We start from the raw sequence: 18,603 nt of genomic DNA on the forward strand, positions 1-18,603 counted from the left end.
TAAACCACCTGGGGCCCGGGTGTCGCGTTCCGGCCCTCGGCGGGACGGGCCGGAGCCGTCCCCGCCGGGCCGTTTTGGCGGCCCGGCGGCGGGGGCGATCCCTGCTTGGGCCCGCAACATCGTAAAATGCAGGGCGTTCCACCAAAATCCCAGCAATTGTTACATATCCCACGGCATTTCTCATGACGAATCAACCTACCGCCCCTATGACCTACCGCGATGCCGGTGTCGACATCGACGCAGGCGACGCCCTGGTGGACCGTATCAAACCGCTTGCGGCGCGCACCATGCGTCCCGGGGTGCTGGCCGGTATCGGCGGCTTTGGCGGCCTGTTCGAAGTGCCGAAGTCGTACAAGGAGCCCGTGCTGGTCTCGGGCACCGACGGCGTGGGCACCAAGCTGCGCCTGGCCTTCGACTGGAACCGCCATGACACCGTGGGTATCGATCTGGTCGCCATGAGCGTCAACGACATCCTGGTGCAAGGCGCGGAACCGCTGTTCTTCCTTGACTATTTCGGCTGCGGCAAGCTCTCGGTGGATACGGCGGCGGCGGTGGTGGGCGGTATCGCCAAGGGCTGCGAGCTGTCGGGCTGCGCGCTGATCGGCGGCGAAACCGCCGAAATGCCGGGTATGTATCCGGACGGCGAATACGACCTGGCCGGTTTCGCCGTGGGCGCGGTGGAGAAGTCCGCCATCATCACCGGTCAGTCGATCAAGACGGGCGACGTGGTGCTGGGCCTGGCTTCCAGCGGCGCGCACTCCAATGGCTATTCGCTGCTGCGCAAAATCCTCGAGCGCGCCAACGCCAAGCCGGACGACGATTTCCACGGCCAGCCGCTGGTCGATGTGGTCATGGCGCCGACCCGCATCTACGTGAAGCAGGTGCTGGCCGCATTGGCCAAGCATGGCACCAGCATCAAGGGCCTGGCGCACATCACGGGTGGCGGCCTGCTGGACAACGTGCCGCGCATCCTTCAGCCTGGCCTTTCGGCCAAGTTGCACCGCGCCAACTGGGAGATGCCCAAGCTGTTCCAGTGGCTGCAGCAGCAAGGCCAGGTGGAAGACACCGAGATGTACCGCGTGTTCAACTGCGGTATCGGCATGGTGCTGGTGGTGGATCCGGCGCAGGCGCAAGCCATTGCGGCCACGCTGCGCGAACAAGGCGAAACCGTCAGCATGCTGGGCGAAATCGTCGAGCAGAAGGAAGGCATGGCGCAGACCTTCGTGGTGTAAGCGCGGTCCGTCCTCGGCAGTACACAAACCGCCCTCGTGGCGGTTTTTTTGTCTGGCTTTTAACGTCCGGCCTTTGGCACCGCAATCTGGCTGCGGTTGTTCAGGCGCGCCCCGCCAGCGCGTTGGCCATCGCGTCGATGGTCTGCGCCACGGCGTCCGCCGCCAGGCAGTCCACAATGACGCGCTCGGGTTGCGCACGCAGCCAGGTGATCTGGCGCTTGGCCAGCTGGCGCGTCGCCGCAATGCCCTGTTCGCGGGCGGTGGCCAGGTCGACTTCGCCGTCCAGGTATGCCCACATCTGCCGGTAGCCCACGCAACGCACGGAGGGCAGGCCGGTGTGCAGGTCGCCCCGGGCGCGCAAGGTCCGCACTTCATCGAGCAGGCCCCGCTCCAGCATCGCGTCGAAGCGCTGCTCGATCCGGGCATGCAAGGCGGCGCGGTCGGACGGTTCCAGGCTGATCGTGAGGTACTGATTACCCTGGTCGTCCCGGGGGCGCTGGTCGCGCTGCAGCAGGGCGGACATGGGTTGGCCGGACAGCATGCAGATCTCCAGCGCGCGCTGGATGCGCTGGCTGTCGTTGGGGGCGAGGCGCGCAGCGGTGGCAGGATCCTTCAAGGCGAGTTCGGCATGCAGCGCGGGCCAACCCTGGATGGCGGCGCGCGCTTCCAGCTCGGCGCGCAGCGCCGGGTCGGCCTGCGGCAGATCATCCAGGCCGTCGCGCAGCGCCTTGTAGTACATCATGGTGCCGCCCGCCAGCAGCGGAATGCGCCCGCGCGCGCGGATTTCGTCGATCAGGCGCAGCGCATCGGCCACGAATTCGGCGGCGGAGTACGACTGGATGGGGTCCAGGATATCCAGCAGGTGCTGCGGCACCAGAGCCTGCTCCTCGGGCGAGGGCTTGGCCGTGCCGATGTCCATGCCGCGGTAGATCGTGGCCGAATCGACGTTGACGATTTCCAGCGGCCAGCGTTCGGCCAGCGCGAGGGTCGATGCGCTCTTGCCGGCCGCGGTGGGGCCGGCCAGGCAGATGACCAGCGGCGTTGCATTGGGGGAGGAGGACGGAGCCAAGCTTACTGTCCGCGCAGGAAAAGCTTGTCCAGGTCGGACACCGACCATTGGATCCAGGTGGGACGGCCGTGGTTGCACTGGTCGGCGCGTTCGGTGGCTTCCATCTGGCGCAGCAGGCCGTTCATCTCTTCGATGGTGAGCTTGCGGTTGGCGCGCACCGATCCGTGGCAGGCCATGGTGGACAGCAGTTCATTGCGTTGTTCGGTCAGCAGGCGCGAAACGCCCACCGCGCCAAGGTCGCGCAGCACGGCGCGGGCCAGCGTTTCGATGTCGCCGCGGGCCAGGATGGCCGGCACGGAGCGCACGGCGATCGAGGTGGGCCCGGACGGCCGCATTTCGAAGCCGAGTTCGTTCAACTGATCTTCGAACTCCTCGACCAGCGCCACGTCCTTTTCCTGGGCGTGGAACACCACGGGCACCAGCAGGTCCTGACGCGGCAGGCTGCGCGCGTCCAGGGCCTGCTTGAGTTGTTCGTAGACGACTCGCTCATGCGCGGCGTGCATGTCCACAAGCACGATGCCGCGGCGTGTCTGCGCGAGGATGTAGATCCCATGCAGCTGTGCCAGCGCCATGCCCAGCGGATGTTCCTCGTCGGCAGGCAGGGCCATGGCCGGCGTCGGAGCGGGCTCACGCAGCGGCGTCGTCTTGGCGGCCGTGTCGTCATCGAGCGGGCGGTAGAGCGACTGCCAGTCCGCGGCCGGGATGCCTGCCGGTTCGGCGTGAAGCCGGAAGGGCACCTGCGTGTGCGGACGCTGTGGCGCGGGCGAGGGATGCAAGCCGTAGGACGACGAACTGCCGCCGCCGCTGTAGGCGGCGGGCCTGGGCGTGTCCGCCAGGGCCCGAGGGCTGCCGGCAGGGGCGTAGGGGGCGGCTTGCGGGGCGGCCTCGGCGGTGGCGGCTGGCCGGGCCACGGTTTCAAAGCCGGCCTCATCCGCCTCATCGTCCTGCGTTGCGGCGGACACCGCGGATGCGCCGCCGGTCTGCGCCAGCGTCTGGCTGACCGCATGAGAGACGAAACGGTGCACGGCGCCGCTGTCGCGGAAGCGGACCTCGTGTTTGGCCGGGTGGACGTTCACGTCCACGGCGGCCGGGTCGATGTCCAGGAACAGTACGTAAGCGGGCTGGCGGTCGCCGTGCAGCACATCCGCGTAGGCGGCGCGCAGGGCGTGGCTGACGGTGCGATCGCGCACATAGCGGCCGTTCACGTAGAGATACTGGCGGTCAGCGCGGGCGCGGGCGGCGGTGGGGCGCGTGATCATGCCGGCCAGGCTGACCGTGCCAACCGAGTGCGACAGCAGCAGGCCATGCTCGGCGAACTCCGCGCCGAGCACGTCTCGGATGCGCTGCGGGGGTTCGGCAGGCAGCCATTGGCGCTGCGCGCGGTCGTGGTGGAACAGGCGGAAGGCGATCTGCGGATGCGCCAGCGCGATGCGCTCCATGGCGTCGACGCAATGGCCGAACTCGGTGGCTTCGGAGCGCAGGAACTTGCGGCGGGCCGGCACGGCATCGAACAGCTGGCGCACGTCCACCGTGGTTCCCGGAGGACCCGACGCGGGGCTGACCTGCATGCTGCCCGCATCGATCTGCCAGGCGTGTTCGCCGTCGCGGGTGCGGGAAATGATCGTGACCTGGGCCACGGACGCGATGGACGCCAGGGCTTCGCCGCGGAACCCCATGGATGCCACCGATTCCAGTTCGTTCAGGGAGCGGATCTTGCTGGTGGCGTGGCGCGCCAGCGCAAGCGGCAGTTCCTCGGGCGGGATGCCGCCGCCGTCATCGGTCACGGCGATGCGGCGTATGCCGCCGCCCTCCAGGCGCACCTCGATCGCGCGCCCGCCCGCGTCGATGGCGTTTTCAAGGATTTCCTTGAGCACTGATGCCGGCCGCTCGATCACCTCGCCGGCGGCGATCTGGCTGATCAGCAGGTCGGGAAGCGCAAGAATGGAGCGGCGTTCGGTCATGTGGCTGGCGGTCAGGTATGGCTATGCGGATGATTTTAGCGTCATGGGCGGGTGGGCTATAGTCGCGGACAAATATCCCATTTCGACGGCAGGGTCGCTTCAATGCTCGAATTCTTCAATATGGTGCTCCACATCGATCAGACACTGGGTGTCTGGGTCGAACAGTATGGCGTGTGGGTGTATCTGGTGCTGTTCCTGATTGTTTTCGCGGAAACGGGGCTGGTCGTGCTGCCCTTCTTGCCGGGCGATTCGCTGCTGTTCATCGCGGGCGCGTTCGGGGCCACCGGGCACATCGACCCCTTCCTGATGGCGGGGCTGCTGATTGTCGCGGCGATCACCGGCAACACGGTGAACTACGCCGTCGGACGCTATATCGGGCCGCGCGTGTTTTCGATGAACCTGCGCTTCCTGGATCGCGGCGCCTTGATGCGCACGCACGCGTTCTACGAGAAGCACGGCGGCAAGACCATCGTGATGTCGCGCTTCATCCCGGTGGTGCGTACCTTTGCGCCTTTTGTCGCGGGCGTCGCCGACATGCCGTTGTCCCGCTTCCAGCTGTTCAACATCCTGGGGGCGCTGCTGTGGGTGGTGAGCCTGGTGGCCGCGGGCTACTTCTTCGGCAACATCCCTCTGGTGCGTGAGCACCTGAATACGATAGTGCTGCTGGGCCTGGCAGCCGCCATCGTGCCGGTGGTCGGGGCCGGCCTGTTCAAGCTGATCAAGGCCAGGCGCGGCGCGTAAGACCGGAGGCGGCGCGTGTCGCCGCAAAAACTCCAGACCATTCAAAAAGGGCGTTGCGCCGTGAAGCGCAACGCCCTTTTTTCATGCGGGGCCGGCGATTGGCGTCAGCTTACGTCGCCCAGGCGGGCCAGCGGCGGATTGGCGGTGAAGTAGCGCTGGATGCCCGTCATCATGGCCTGCGCAAGCTTGTCCTGGTGCGCGGCGCTGCGCAGCAGGGCTTCTTCCTGCGGATTGCTGATGAAGGCGGTTTCGACCAGTACGGAGGGAATGTCCGGCGCTTTCAGGACGGCGAAGCCGGCCTGTTCGACGCTGTTCTTGTGCAGGCGATTGATCTTCTTGATTTCGTCCAGGAAGGCGCTGCCGACCTTGAGCGAATCATTAATCTGCGCGGTGGTGGACAGGTCCAGCAGCACCTTCGCCACCTGGCGGTCGTGGCTTCCGAGGTTGACGCCGCCGATAAGGTCGGCCGCGTTTTCCTTGTCCGCCATCCAGCGAGCCTGCGCGCTGGTGGCGCCGCGTTGCGACAACGCGAACACCGACGAGCCATTGGCCGACGGCTTGACCCAGGCGTCCGCGTGGATCGAGATGAACAGGTCCGCGTGCACGCGACGGGCCTTCTGCACGCGTACGTGCAGGGGCACGAAGTAGTCGTCGTCGCGCGTGAGGTAGGCGCGCATGTAGGGCTGGCTGTCGATCAGCGCCTTGAGGCGCCGGGCAATGCGCAGCACTACGTCTTTTTCGCGCAGGCCGCTGCTGCCGATGGCGCCCGGGTCCTCGCCGCCATGACCGGGATCCAGCGCAATGGTGAGCATGCGCTGCTTGCCTCGGCTGGCAGTGGGGGGCGGGGAGGCTTTGGGCGCGGTGGGCAGCGGAGGCGCCGGCTGCTGGCCGCGCACGCGGGGCGGCTCGGGCGGGTCGGCGCGGGTGACCGGGTTGCGCTGGATGTCTTCCAGGATGCGCGCCAGCGGATCGTCCACGTCGGGCCCGCTCTGCTTGTTCAGGATGGCGACCAGCGGATCCTGGGCGATCTTGGGATACAGGTCCAGCACCAGGCGGTACTGGTAGTCGGCCACGGGCTTGAGCGTGAAGACCTGCGGCGCCACCGGCTGCTTCAGGTCGAACACCAGGCGGACCACGTTCGGGCGGTTCTGCGCCACCCGCAGGCTCTGGATATAGGGGTCGTCGGGGCGGACCTTGGAAACCAGGTCGTTCAGGGCCGCGCTGATGGTCAGTCCCTCAATGTCCACCACCAGGCGATGGGGGTTTTCAAGCGTGAACTGTTCGGCCTTGAGTTCGCTGTCCAGCTCCAACGTGACGCGGGTGTATTCATCGGCCGGCCAGGTACGCACGGCCAGGATCGTCGCTGCCTGCGCCAGGCGCGGCAGGACCGGCAGGACGAGCAGGGTGGCGGCGACGCTGATCAGGCGGCGCCGGGTGGCGCCTGCCGAGGGGAGGGCGCCGACTGGGGCGGGGGGACAATCGCGTTCAACCATGTTTGTCCTCGAGCGGTGTACGCGGTCAGGGTGGCGTCGCGTCCGTCGCCTGCATAGGCTAGGGAAATCAGCAGGTCGGGAGGGGGCAAAAGACCCCCGGCCCGCTCCGGCCATTCGATCAAAACGACTGCGTCGTCACGCAGTAAATCCCGGAATCCTGCGTCCAACCATTCTCGCGTATCACTAAATCTATAAAAATCAAGGTGATAGAAGTATAAGTTAGAAACTTTATAGGATTCAAGCAGCGCGTAGCTGGGACTTTTGATCCGTCCCGTGATGCCGCTTTCCCGCAACAGGGCCCGCGTGAACGCCGTTTTGCCCGCGCCCAGGTCTCCCTGCAGATGGATATGTCCCCCCGCGGGACCGGCCCGGCCGCCGGAAACCAGGGGGGCGAGTTGCCTTGCCAGCGATTCCGTGGCGGCTTCATCGGGCAGGTGCAAGGTCAGGCTGCAAAGAGGGGCGGACATGGCGCGGGGCGAGTGGTAAAAACGATGGAGGGAGCACGGATGTTTGCGCAATTATAGGAATGCGGGTTTCTGCTAACCTAGAACTGATTTTCATTCTCAACTTTCTCGTGGCTGGCGCAATGCCGCCAGCCACAACCGACGTCGCCACGGAGTAGCACGCGCCATGAAGACCCGCATTGAAAAAGACACGTTTGGTCCCATCGAAGTCCCGGAAGATCACCTCTGGGGCGCCCAGACTCAGCGTTCGCTGCATTTTTTCGCGATTTCGACCGAGAAGATGCCGGTTCCGCTGGTCGACGCGATGGCGCGGCTCAAGCGCGCGGCCGCCAAGGTCAATGCCGATCTGGGCGAGCTGGATCCGAAGATCGCCGACGGCATCATTCGCGCGGCCGATGAAGTGATCGCCGGCAAATGGCCCAACGAGTTCCCGCTGTCGGTCTGGCAGACCGGCTCCGGCACGCAAAGCAACATGAACATGAACGAGGTGCTGGCCAACCGCGCTTCGGAACTGCTGGGCGGCGTGCGTGGCGAAGAGCGCAAGGTCCACCCGAACGATCACGTCAACCGCGGCCAATCGTCCAACGACACATTCCCGACCGCCATGCACGTGGCGGCCGCGGTTCAGGTCGAACACCATCTGCTGCCTTCGTTGAAAGCCTTGCGCGCCACGCTGGCGGCCAAGAGCGCCGAGTTCTACGACATCGTCAAGATCGGCCGCACCCACCTGCAGGACGCCACGCCCCTGACGCTGGGCCAGGAACTATCGGGCTATGTGGCCCAGCTGGACCTGGCCGAACAGCAGATCCGCGCCACCTTGCCGGGCCTGCATCAATTGGCCATCGGCGGCACCGCGGTGGGCACCGGCCTGAATGCGCACCCGCAGTTCAGCGCCAAGGTTTCGGCCGAATTGGCGCACGCGACGGGCACCGCCTTCGTGTCGGCGCCCAACAAGTTCCAGGGCCTGGCCTCGCACGAAGCGCTGCTGTTCGCGCACGGCGCGCTGAAGTCGCTGGCGGCCGGACTGATGAAGATCGCCAACGACGTGCGCTGGCTGTCCAGCGGTCCGCGTTCGGGCCTGGGCGAGATCAGCATCCCCGAAAACGAGCCGGGCAGTTCGATCATGCCGGGCAAGGTCAATCCAACGCAGTGCGAAGCCATCACGATGCTGGCCGCGCAGGTGCTGGGCAATGACGTGGCCATCAATATCGGGGGCGCCAGCGGCAACTTCGAACTGAACGTGTTCAAGCCGCTCGTGATCCACAACTTCCTGCAATCGGTGCGCCTCTTGACCGACGGCATGGCTAGCTTCAACGAGCACTGCGCCGCGGGCATCGAGCCCAATCGCGAGCGCATTGCCGAGCTGGTCGACCGCTCGCTGATGCTGGTGACGGCGTTGAATCCGCATATCGGCTACGACAAGGCCGCGCAGATCGCCAAGAAGGCGCACAAGGAAGGCCTGTCGCTGAAGGAATCGGCGCTGGCGCTGGGTTACGTGACCGAGGCGCAGTTTGCCGAATGGGTGGTGCCGGCCTCCATGACCAACGCGCACAAGTCTTCATAACGACTGCCTCGCGCATGAAAAAGACCGCTGCGGCGGTCTTTTTTCGTTTGAGGCGGAAGCTGCGTCAGCCGGCGGTGAGCATCAGCCAGCGGTGAGCATCAGCCAGCGGTGAGCATCAGCCACAAGGGGATCGTCAGCGCTGAAAACAGCGTGCCGAGCGATATCAGTACGGCCACCATGCGGCCGTCGCCGCCCATGCGCATGGCCAGCACATAGGCGGCGGACGCGGTGGGCAGGGCCGCGAACAGCAGCAGCATCCGCGACTCCAGGGGCGGCAGCGCCAGCAGGCGGGCGACCAGCAATGCCACGGCGGGCAGCGCCGCCAGCTTGACGGCAAGCATCCACGCGATCAGGGGGCCATGTCCCTTGCCACCCTCCCAGGAGAGGCTGGCGCCCACGCAGATGATGCCCAGGGCGAGGGCCGCCGCACCCAGCCGGGCCAGCACCGTGTCCAGCGGGCCGGGCAGTTGCACGCCGGCCAGGTTGCAGGCCAGCCCTGCCAGTGTGGATACGACCAGCGGATTGCGGGCCAGCTCGCGCAGCAGGCTGCCGCCGCTGTGGCGGGCCAGGCCGTAGACCGCGGCAATGTTCGCCATGGGCACGGCAAAGCCGACGATCAGCGCCATGATGGTCTGGCCCTGGGCGCCGCCCAGGCTGGCCGAGAGGGCGAGGCCTATATAGGTATTGAAACGGTAGCCGCATTGCGCGGACGAGGCCAGGCTGACGGGGGAGGGCCGCAGCGCCAGGCCCGCCAGCCATGAAAGCGCCACGCCAGCCGCGATGAGGGCTGCGGACGCCTGCAGCAGCATGGCGGCGTTGCCGGCCGTGATGGGGGTGCGCAGGATGGACTGGAACAGCAGCGCGGGGAACAGGACGAAGTAGACCAGCCTCTCGGTGCCGGCGAAGAATTCACGGGAGAAATTCAGTTTGTGACGCAGCGCCCAGCCCAGCGCAACCAGCATGAAATCAGGGAAAACCAGAAGGGCGACCGACATGTGCAAGTACGTATTTGATGCGCGTCAGACGGGGATCGCTGCGCTATGCGTCTGTAAGCATTTGCTGCTATTCTCCGTCATTCTGGCGGGCGCGTGTGCCACAAGCAACCTATAAAAAGTGCTCACCCTGCGCACAGACCATGCGCCCTCCGCCGTTCATTGCGGACCTGTCTACAGGCAGGCGCATCACACAACGGTCCGTACACACACGGGCTCGCATATTGGAGGAAACACACCTATGAATAAAGTCCGCTCCTTGGCCGTGGCCCTCGCCCTGGCCACCGGCGCTGCCGGCACCCTCGGCGCCTCCGCCGCTCACGCTGCCGACAAGTACCCGAGCAAGCCGATCCGCGTGATTGTTCCGTTCGCGCCTGGCGGCTCGACCGACATCATCGCGCGCCTGGTGACGCAGCGCATGAGCCAGGAACTGGGCCAGCCCATGGTTGTGGAAAACAAGGGCGGCGCTGGCGGCGCCATCGGCGCATCCGAAGCCGCGCGCGCCGACGCCGACGGCTACACGCTGTCTATCGCCACCGTGTCCACGATGGCCGTGAACCCCGCCTGCCGCCCCAATGACCTGCCCTACGATCCGATCAAGGACTTCCAGCCGGTCACCAATTTCGCCAACACCGCCAACGTCGTGGCCGTGAACCCGAAGTTCCCCGCCAAGGACTTCAAGGGCTTCCTGGAAGAGCTGAAGAAGAACCCGGGCAAGTACTCCTATGGCAGTTCGGGCACTTGCGGCGTGCTGCACCTGATGGGCGAATCCTTCAAGATGGCCACGGGCACGGACATCGTGCACGTGCCGTACAAGGGATCGGGCCCGGCCGTGGCCGACGCCGTCGGCGGCCAGATCGAAATCCTGTTCGACAACCTGCCGTCGTCGATGCCGCAGATCCAGGCGGGCAAGCTGCGCGCCATGGCCATCGCGTGGCCGGACCGCATTGAAGCCATCAAGGACGTGCCGACCTTTAAGGACGCCGGCTTCCCGGTGCTGAACCAGCCTGTCTGGTACGGCCTGCTGGCCCCCAAGGGCACGCCGATGGAAGTCGTGAACAAGCTGCGCGACGCTGCCGTCGTGGCCCTGAAGGACCCGAAGGTCATCAAGGCGCTGGATGATCAGGGCTCGGCTCCGTCGGGCAATACCCCGGAAGAATTCGCCAAGGAAATCAAAGAGCAGTATGACTGGGCGAAGGACGTCGTGAAAAAGCAGAACATCAAGCTGGACTGATGCGGCATGGGCAGGCATAGCCTGCCCGGCTCTGCAAGCGATGACGGGCGCCTTCGGGCGCCCGTCGTGTTTTCCGTCGATACGGCGTCAGACCGTGGCGTCCAGCCCGGCTTGCAAGGCTTCGCAGGCCGCGCGCAAGCGTTCGATGAAGTCGCGGTGCAGCGCCGACAAGGGATCCTGGTTGCGCACCATGATGCTGATCGGCACGCGTAGCGCCGGTTCCAGGCGGCGCAGGTTCATGCCGGGGCGCAGCATCGCCTGGGCGGTGATTGCATCCACGATGGCGTCGCCGCAGCCAGCGTCGACCAGCGCACAGGCCACGTAGTGCGTCTGCACCTGGATGGCGACCTGGGGATCCAGGCCCTGCGCGTCCAGCGCCATCTGCAGCAAGGCGCCCGAGGCGTCGGCCGCGTCCAGCACGATCAGCGTATCGCCAGCCATGGCCGTCAGTTCCGCCAGCGGCAGAGGGCCCGTCCCGGGCTTGCGGCTCAGGTGCACGAGCTCGGTATGGCCCAGACCCATGCGCGTGAGACCCGGGTAGTCGTTGGTGTCGAAGGTAATGGCCAGGTCCAGTTCGCGCGTCAGCAGCCCCTGCACCAGCTCGGTGCTGTGATGGGTATGGATATCGAAGGTAATGCCGGGCTGCGCCTCGCGGCTATCGCGCACGACGCCGGGCAAGAGCCCCAGCCCCAGCGCGGGCGCGCAGCCCAGCCGCAAATGGCCGTTGGGATGATCGCGCAGGCTCGCGGCCAGCCGGCGCACACTGTTGAGATCCTGGTTCAGGCGCGCGACCTCGGGGGTGAGGATCTCGGCCTCGCGAGTGGCAACGAGCCGGCCCTTCACGCGTTCGAACAGCTTGAAGCCCAACTGGGTTTCGGCATGCGCCAACAGCTTGCTGGCTGCCGGCTGCGAGATATGCAGCGCGGCCGCGGCCTCGGTCAAGGATCCGGTACGGCGGATCGCTTCGAAAATCTCGATATGGCGCAAACGCATGGCACGATGAGGGACGTAGGCGGAAACCGCGATTCTAAGCCGTATGCAGGCCACGAGGCTGGGAGGGCCGCGGCTATTGCGGCTGACGGCGCGACAGCCTCCGCCGCCTTGACTATCATGAACCCCTGCCGGAAAGCCGGCGCACACAGGAGCTTCCCATGCGCGCACCCCGTCACGCCGCTGCCCTCATGCTCGCCGCCTTGCTCGCCGCAATACCTGCCGCATGGGCGCGCACGCCACAGGCCGCGGAAGACCTGAATCCAGAGGCCGCCAGCGGCACGCAGACGCGCAAATTGGTGCGCGCGCCGCATTTCATGGTGGCGTCGGCCAACCCGCTGGCGACGCAGGCCGGCGACGAAATGCTGCGCCGCGGCGGCAGCGCGGTGGACGCCGCCATCGCCACCCAGCTTGTGCTCAACCTGGTGGAGCCGCAATCGTCCGGCATCGGCGGCGGCGCTTTCATGGTGGTGTATTCCGCCAAGAGCGGCCGCATCCAAACCTACGACAGCCGCGAGACCGCGCCGGCCGCGGCCCAGCCGCAACGCTTCCTGGATCAGGATGGCAAGCCGGTTCCTTTCGCCCGCGCCGTCAATAGCGGGCTGGCTGTGGGGGTGCCAGGCCTGTTGCGCGGGCTGGAGCTGGCACATAAAGAACAGGGCGTGCTGCCTTGGGCCGATCTGTTCCAGCCCGCCATTCGGCTGGCCGAGCAGGGATTCGCCGTGTCGCCGCGCCTGCACAAGCTTTTGGCCGGCAACAAAGAGCTGCGCGCGCAAGGCGCGGCTGCGGCCTATTTCTACGCGCCGGACGGCGCGCCCTGGCCGGTGGGCCACATGCTGAAGAACCCCGAATTCGCGCGCACGCTGCGCGCGGTCGCGGAACACGGCGCGGACGCGTTCTACCAAGGCGACATCGCTCGGGACATCGTCGCCGCGGTGCGCGGCCATGCCGTGCCGGGAGACCTCAGCTTGGACGACATGGCCGGCTATCGCGCCAAGACGCGCGATCCCGTCTGTGGCGCTTATCGTGGCTACCAGTTGTGCGGCATGGGGCCCCCCAGCAGCGGCCCGATTGCGGTGCTGCAAATGCTGGGCGAGTTGGAACAGTTCCCCCTGGCGCGTTATGCGCCGGGCAGCCTGGAGGCGGTGCATTACTTCTCCGAGGCTGGCCGGCTGGCGTTCGCGGACCGCGACTTCTATGTTGCGGATCCGGACTTCGTGCGGGTGCCGGTGCGCGCCATGCTGGATCCGGCTTACCTGCGCGCCCGCGGCGCCTTGATTCAACCGGACCGGAGCATGAAGGTCGCGCTCCCCGGGGATCCGGAAGGCAAGCTCCTGTCGCTGGGCAAGGACGACTCGCTGGCGCTGCCCTCGACCAGTCATCTGGTGGCGGTGGACGCGCAGGGCAATGCCTTGAGCATGACGACCACCATCGAAAATGAATTCGGCAGCAAGATCTTCGTGCGCGGCTTTCTTTTGAACAACGAAATGACGGATTTCGCGTCGTCCTACAAGGATCCCGAAGGCCGTCTCGTCGCCAACCGCATCGAGCCAGGCAAGCGTCCGCGTAGTTCGATGGCGCCGATGATCGTGCTGCGCGATGGCAAGCCCTATTTGCTGGTGGGATCGCCGGGCGGCAGCGCCATCATCAACTACGTGGCCAAGACCATTGTGGGTGTGCTCGATTGGGGCCTGGATATTCAGCAGGCTATCGATCTGCCCAATATGGGCAGCCGCAACAAGGAAACCGAGCTAGAGAAGGGCACCCCGCTGGAAGCGCTGGCGCCAGCGCTGGAGCGCATGGGGCATCCGGTGCGCATCACCGAATTCCCGAGCGGCATCCACGGCATCGTGATCGGGGCTGACGGACTGCAGGGGGGCGCCGATCCGCGCCGCGAAGGGGCCGCCCAGGGCGGCTGAGGCCGCGCAGGCTTATTCGGCCGTGCCGGTGGGCCGTAGCGCCGGGGGCAGCTTGCGCAGCGTTGCTGGCGTGCGCGAGAGCTTGATCGGCGAGCCTACGCCGCGGTAGTCCCCTTGTTCCAGCACCATGCCGCGATGGCGGGTATGTGGATGCGCCAGCGCCTGGTCCACGGTCTGCACGGCGGCGGCCGGCACGCCACAACGCAGCAGATGGTCGGCCAGCACGGCGGCGTCATGCCCCGCCAGCAGCGCCGACAGGTCGTCGCGCAGGGCCTGGCGATTGCGCAGGCGATCCGCGTTGGTGGCGTAGCGCGCGTCCTCGGCCAATCCTGGCGTGTCCAGGACCTGCGCCAGTAGCGTGAACTGGCGGTTGTTGCCGACCGCCAGGAAGATCGGGCCGTTGGCGGTGGGCAGCGTTTCGTAGGGAGCGATGTTCGGGTGCGCGTTGCCGCTGCGCCCAGGCACCTTGCCGCTATAGAAATAATTGGGCGCGTGGGGATGCAGCAGCGACAAGGCGCAGTCGTAGAGCGTGATGTCCAGGAATTGCCCCAGCCCGCTGCGGACGCGCTCATTCAGCGCCAGCAGAATGGCGACCGCCGCGTTCAGGCCCGTCACCATGTCCACTACCGGCAAGCCGACGCGGGTGGCTTCGCCGTCCGCTTCGCCGTTTACGCTCATCAGGCCGCACATGGCCTGGGCGCAGGCGTCGTAGCCCGGCAAGCCGCCCAACGGGCCGTCCGAGCCGAAGCCGCTGACCCGGCAATGGATCAGCGCGGGGAAGTCGCGGCTGAGGGTGTCATACCCCAGGCCCCATTTTTCCAGCGTGCCTGGCTTGAAGTTCTCCACCAGCACGTCGGCATCCGCCAGCAGATGGCGCAGCAGTTCCTGGCCGGCGGGTTGCGACAGGTCCAGCGTCATGCCGTCCTTGTTGCGGTTCACGCCGATGAAGTAGGACGCGGTGTCGCCCAGGAAGGGCGGGCCCCAGCCCCGCGTTTCGTCGCCACCGGGCGGCTCGATCTTCAGCACGTCGGCGCCATGGTCGGCCAGGATCTGCGTGCAGTACGGGCCGCCCAGCACGCGCGACAGGTCTATCACTTTGCAGCCGGCGAGGGCGCCAGCGTTGGGCAGGGTTGCAGCCATGTGGGGTCCGTTCAGTCGATGGAAACGTGGGCGCTATTGATGACGTCGCGCCATTTCGGCACTTCGGCCGAGATGAAAGTGGACAAGCCCTGCGGGGTCTGGTCCTGGGCTTCGACGATGCCTTGGCTACGCAACGTCTGCGCGACCTCGGGATCGGACAATGCGGTCTTGAACGCGCGGTTCAGAGTGTCGACGACGTCGGCAGGCGTGCCCTTGGGGGCCACGATGCCGAAGAACACACTGACGTCGTAGCCCTTGAGGCCTTGTTCGGAGAGCGTGGGCAGGTCAGGCAGAGCGTCCGAGCGCTGGGCGCTGGCCAGGCCGATGGCGCGCAGCTTGCCCGCCTTGATGTACGGCAGCGCGGTAAGGATGTCGGTGAACGACATCGACACCTGCCCGCCGAGCAGGTCGTTGAGCGCCGGACCCGTGCCCTTATAGGGGATGTGCATGATCTGCGTGCCGGCCATGTTGTTGAAGAGAATGCCGGCCAGGTGCGACGAGGCGCCATTGCCCGACGAGGCATAGCTGAGCTTGTCCGGGTTTTTCTTGGCGTAGGCGATGAGTTCCTGCGCGTTGTTGGCCGGGACCGAAGGGTTCACCACCAGGATGTTGGGCAGGTGGCCGATGCGGATGATGGGGGCAAAGCTGGTTTCAGGGTTGTAGCCCTGCTTTTTGTACAGGCTGACATTGATCGCCAGCGGACCGGAGGTGCCGAACAACAGGGTGTAGCCGTCCGGCTTGGCCGTTGCCACGTATTCCGAACCGATGTTGCCGCCCGCGCCGGCGCGGTTCTCGACAATGACATTCTGGTTAAGCGGCTGCCGGAGCTTGTCGGCCAGCCTGCGCGCCAGGGCGTCGGTCGGGCCGCCGGGCGGGAAGGGCACGATCAGCGTCACGGGACGGGCCGCGGGATAGGCGTCCGCGGCCAGCGCGGGCGCCGAGGGAGCGATTGCGGCGGCCGCCAGCAGCAGGGGGGCGAGGTATCGGTTCATGCTTGTCTCCAGTGGTTGCGCGCCGGCTGTGCCGCCGGCGTCGGCTTTTACAGCGCGTATTGCAGGATGGCCCGGCATGCCGCGCTTTCGTCGGCCGGGATGGAATAGGGATCGCGGGGGCCCAGCCGGTGCTGCAATACCTGATCGGCCAGCAACGCGCGGCTGGCCAGCCCCGGTTCGGTGGCTTCCCAGCGCAGGGCGGCCATGGACACCGCGTGGTACAGCAGCGAAGCCGCCTGGCGGGCCAGCTCCGGACGGTCCGCCTGTGCGGCATGTTCGGCGAAAGCGTAGGTCTGCTCCAGCGCGCGCGCCTGCATATCCGCCAGCGCGGACGGGCAGGGAACGCCTTCGGCCAGCAGCGCGTCGATGTGGCTGCGCAGCGCCGGCAGCGAGTTTTCCCGGGTGATGGCGCGCAGTACATCCAGCGCCACGATATTGCTGGTGCCTTCCCAGATGGAGCCCAGGTGGGCATCGCGCACCAGCCGCGGTTCGGTCCATTCTTCGATGTAGCCGCAGCCGCCGCGCACCTCCATGGCGTCGCCGGTCACTTTGCGGGCATCTCGGCAGGCGCGGAACTTGATCAGTGGCGTGAGGATGCGTGCCAGGGCCGGATCGGTTGAGCCCTGGTCCGCGCCGGCCAAGGCGCGCGCGGTCTGGAACATCACGCTGCGGGCCTGTTCCGCCCAGACCGTCATCTTGACCAGCTGGCGCTGCATCAGCGGCATGTCGATCAGGCGTTTGCCGAAGGCGCGGCGGTGTTGCGAGACGTAGACCGCTTCGGTGACTGCCCGGCGCATCAGGCCGGCGGCGCGCATGCCGTTGGACAGGCGCGAGTTGTTGATCATGTCGGCCATGTGCTTGAAGCCGCGGCCGCGCTCGCCCACCAGCCAGGCCACTGCGCCTTCCAGGCGGATTTCGCCGCTGGCCATCGACCGTGTGCCCAGTTTGTCTTTAAGCCGCAGGATGCGGTAGTGGTTGTGGGTGCCGTCGGCAAGGTCGCGCGGCAGCAGGAAGAGCGACACCCCTTTCAGGCCGGGCTCGGGCTCGCTGCGCGCCAGCACCATGGCGTAGCCGGCGTCCGGATTGGAACAGAACCACTTGTCGCCGAGGATGAGCCAGGTGCCATCGTCCTGCGCGGTGGCGGTGACCTCGGTAGCGCTGACGTCCGAGCCCGCACCCTGTTCGGTCATGAACATGGCGCCCTGGCGCAGGGTGTCGAAATCTTGCGAGGTGACGTCGGGCAAGACCCGTTCGACGAGTTCAGGGTCGCCGAATTTGCGCAGAGTGCGTGCCAGTGAGTCGGTCATGCTGACCGGGCAGCACAGGCCGAACTCCGCCTGCACGAACAGGTGGCTGAGCGCGTACTTGGCGGCGGCGGGCATGGGCTCGGGCCAGCCGAGCACACCGCCGCGGTGCGACAGCGCGGCCAGGCCGAATTCGCTATAGGCCAGGCGTTCCAGTTCGACATAGGCCGGGTGCTTGTCGATGCGCGACTCGTCGGTGCCGGCGCGGCTGCGCACGGACAGCGTTGGCGGATTCTTGTCGGCCGTGGCGGCCAGTTCGTCCATGACGCCGCCGGCCAGCGCGCCCAGACGTTCCAGGTGAGGCAGCAGATGGGCATGCAGCGCGGGGGGCAGATAGCGCCGGCTCAAGGCCTCGGCGTAAGGGTCCGCGCTGAACAGGTTCTGTCCCCGGGAGTCCGGGACGGGCGTGGCGGCGGGGGGCGCGGTCTTGATGGGGGTATCCATGGCGGCATCCTGCTGGAGACGGGAACGATGCCTGTGATGGTGCTTGCATGGATTAATCTATACAAATACTGTTTTGGTGTAGAACAATCCAAAAAAAATATGGATCACAGCCGCCGAGGATGACAGATGGACCTGGATCCGCGCCTGTTGCGCTATTTCATCGCCGTGGCCGAAGAGCGCCATTTCAGCCGCGCCGCCACGCGGCTTCACATTTCGCAGCCGCCGCTCAGTTATGCCATCCGGCAGCTGGAGGACAACGTCGGCGCGCGGCTGTTGACGCGCACCAGCCGCCATGTGGAGCTGACCGATGCGGGGCAGGTGCTGTATCGGGAGGCCCTGACACTGTTGCGGCAGGCGGAGGAGGTGCGCACGCTGGTGCAACGCGTGGACGCGGGCCTGCGCGGCAGGCTGCGCATCGGCTTCGTGGGCTCCATGCTGTACCGCGGCCTGCCCGCTCTGCTCAGCGCCATGCGCGCCGAGCTGCCGGACGTGGAACACGTGCTGACCGAGCTGAATTCGCACGACCAGATCGAGGCAGTGCGGCGCGGCGAGCAGGATCTGGGCTTTATCCACGCCAATCCGGTGCCGAATGGCGTGCTGGCGCGCGATCTGATGGCCGAGCCCTTCATGGTGTGCCTGCCGCAAGCGCATCCCCTGGCCGGCCGGGAGTCCCTGCGGCTGGCGGAGCTGGCGGGCGATGATTTCGTCTTCTTTGCGCGGGCAGCCTCGCCCAGCTACTACGAAACCGTGCTGTCCATGTGCGTGTCGGCGGGCTTCATGCCGGTGATCCGGCATGAGGTCAGGCATTGGCTGAGCGTGGCGTCGCTGGTTTCCCAGGGGCTGGGCGTGTCCATCGTGCCTGCCTGCCTGTCGCGCAGCGGCCTGGCGGGAACGCGATTCATTGCCTTCGAGCACGCGGCCCGGTCGGTCAGCCAGATGATCTGGCCCGAGGCGCCGCGCTCACCGTTGCAGGAAAAAGCGGTGGAAATGGCGGCGCGGCATGACTGGGAGAACGCTAAGGCGCCGTGAAGCGCGCAATGCGGGTAGGCAGAAACCGGCCGAAG

The 18,603-nt window shown here is 66.6% G+C and carries 15 protein-coding genes; 6 read left to right on the forward strand and 9 right to left on the reverse strand.

Annotated elements, in window-relative coordinates:
* The first annotated feature begins 182 nt into the window (after positions 1-182).
* Positions 183-1,232 carry a phosphoribosylformylglycinamidine cyclo-ligase gene (gene purM / locus VCS63_RS07440; RefSeq protein WP_042796482.1) on the forward strand — a complete coding sequence of 350 codons (1,050 nt, stop codon included), beginning with the start codon at positions 183-185 and terminating at the stop codon, positions 1,230-1,232.
* A gap of 100 nt (positions 1,233-1,332) precedes the next feature.
* On the opposite strand, the gene miaA is transcribed toward purM, so the two are convergent.
* Positions 1,333-2,301 carry a tRNA (adenosine(37)-N6)-dimethylallyltransferase MiaA gene (gene miaA / locus VCS63_RS07445; RefSeq protein WP_042796483.1) on the reverse strand — a complete coding sequence of 323 codons (969 nt, stop codon included), beginning with the start codon at positions 2,299-2,301 and terminating at the stop codon, positions 1,333-1,335.
* Between the two features lie 2 nt (positions 2,302-2,303).
* Positions 2,304-4,262 carry a DNA mismatch repair endonuclease MutL gene (gene mutL / locus VCS63_RS07450; RefSeq protein ID WP_149065139.1) on the reverse strand — a complete coding sequence of 653 codons (1,959 nt, stop codon included), beginning with the start codon at positions 4,260-4,262 and terminating at the stop codon, positions 2,304-2,306.
* A gap of 102 nt (positions 4,263-4,364) precedes the next feature.
* Here mutL and VCS63_RS07455 point away from each other — a divergent pair, with 102 nt between their 5' ends.
* Positions 4,365-5,003: a VTT domain-containing protein gene (locus VCS63_RS07455; protein WP_082884712.1), complete on the forward strand. Its 639-nt coding sequence runs from the start codon at positions 4,365-4,367 to the stop codon at positions 5,001-5,003.
* A gap of 104 nt (positions 5,004-5,107) precedes the next feature.
* Here VCS63_RS07455 and VCS63_RS07460 read toward each other — a convergent pair whose 3' ends face one another.
* Entirely contained in the window at positions 5,108-6,496 is a 1,389-nt protein-coding gene (locus VCS63_RS07460) for an N-acetylmuramoyl-L-alanine amidase (RefSeq protein ID WP_063642247.1), read from the reverse strand.
* Positions 6,424-6,963, reverse strand: coding sequence for a tRNA (adenosine(37)-N6)-threonylcarbamoyltransferase complex ATPase subunit type 1 TsaE (tsaE, locus tag VCS63_RS07465; protein WP_149065138.1), 540 nt, complete (start codon positions 6,961-6,963; stop codon positions 6,424-6,426). Before tsaE ends, VCS63_RS07460 begins: the two co-directional genes overlap by 73 nt.
* Positions 6,964-7,126: 163 nt before the next feature.
* On the opposite strand from tsaE, the gene fumC reads away from it, so the two are divergent.
* The gene (gene fumC / locus VCS63_RS07470; RefSeq protein WP_042796486.1) at positions 7,127-8,524 is read left to right on the forward strand and encodes a class II fumarate hydratase; all 1,398 of its coding nucleotides are present in this window, start codon (positions 7,127-7,129) and stop codon (positions 8,522-8,524) included.
* A gap of 98 nt (positions 8,525-8,622) precedes the next feature.
* Here the strand turns inward: fumC and VCS63_RS07475 are convergent, their stop codons facing one another.
* The gene (locus VCS63_RS07475) at positions 8,623-9,519 is read right to left on the reverse strand and encodes an AEC family transporter (RefSeq protein ID WP_042796487.1); all 897 of its coding nucleotides are present in this window, start codon (positions 9,517-9,519) and stop codon (positions 8,623-8,625) included.
* A 238-nt stretch (positions 9,520-9,757) separates the two neighbouring features.
* On the opposite strand from VCS63_RS07475, the gene VCS63_RS07480 reads away from it, so the two are divergent.
* Positions 9,758-10,750: a tripartite tricarboxylate transporter substrate binding protein BugE gene (locus VCS63_RS07480; protein ID WP_042796488.1), complete on the forward strand. Its 993-nt coding sequence runs from the start codon at positions 9,758-9,760 to the stop codon at positions 10,748-10,750.
* A gap of 87 nt (positions 10,751-10,837) precedes the next feature.
* Here the strand turns inward: VCS63_RS07480 and VCS63_RS07485 are convergent, their stop codons facing one another.
* Positions 10,838-11,743: a LysR family transcriptional regulator gene (locus VCS63_RS07485; RefSeq protein WP_042796489.1), complete on the reverse strand. Its 906-nt coding sequence runs from the start codon at positions 11,741-11,743 to the stop codon at positions 10,838-10,840.
* Positions 11,744-11,901: 158 nt separating this feature from the next.
* Between VCS63_RS07485 and ggt the strand changes: the two genes are divergently transcribed.
* Positions 11,902-13,659, forward strand: a complete 1,758-nt coding sequence (ggt, locus tag VCS63_RS07490; protein WP_175199995.1) for a gamma-glutamyltransferase — start codon at positions 11,902-11,904, stop codon at positions 13,657-13,659.
* Positions 13,660-13,671: 12 nt separating this feature from the next.
* On the opposite strand, the gene VCS63_RS07495 is transcribed toward ggt, so the two are convergent.
* Genes VCS63_RS07495 through VCS63_RS07505 form a run of 3 tightly spaced genes read right to left on the reverse strand, consistent with a single transcriptional unit; the run spans position 13,672 to position 17,539 of the window.
* Complete coding sequence (locus VCS63_RS07495; protein WP_063642244.1) at positions 13,672-14,799, reverse strand: CaiB/BaiF CoA transferase family protein; 1,128 nt, start codon at positions 14,797-14,799, stop codon at positions 13,672-13,674.
* An 11-nt stretch (positions 14,800-14,810) separates the two neighbouring features.
* On the reverse strand, positions 14,811-15,791 hold the full coding sequence (locus VCS63_RS07500) for a Bug family tripartite tricarboxylate transporter substrate binding protein (RefSeq protein WP_063642243.1): 981 nt from the start codon (positions 15,789-15,791) through the stop codon (positions 14,811-14,813).
* 47 nt (positions 15,792-15,838) lie between these two features.
* A complete protein-coding gene (locus VCS63_RS07505) occupies positions 15,839-17,539 on the reverse strand; it encodes an acyl-CoA dehydrogenase family protein (protein ID WP_323879158.1) in 1,701 nt (566 codons plus the stop codon).
* A gap of 126 nt (positions 17,540-17,665) precedes the next feature.
* On the opposite strand from VCS63_RS07505, the gene VCS63_RS07510 reads away from it, so the two are divergent.
* A complete protein-coding gene (locus VCS63_RS07510) occupies positions 17,666-18,568 on the forward strand; it encodes a LysR family transcriptional regulator (protein WP_076816179.1) in 903 nt (300 codons plus the stop codon).
* Positions 18,569-18,603 lie beyond the last annotated feature (35 nt).

The sequence above is a fragment of the Achromobacter sp. D10 genome, assembly GCF_035282245.1.
In the GTDB taxonomy this organism is placed as follows: Bacteria; Pseudomonadota; Gammaproteobacteria; order Burkholderiales; family Burkholderiaceae_B; genus Achromobacter; species Achromobacter insolitus.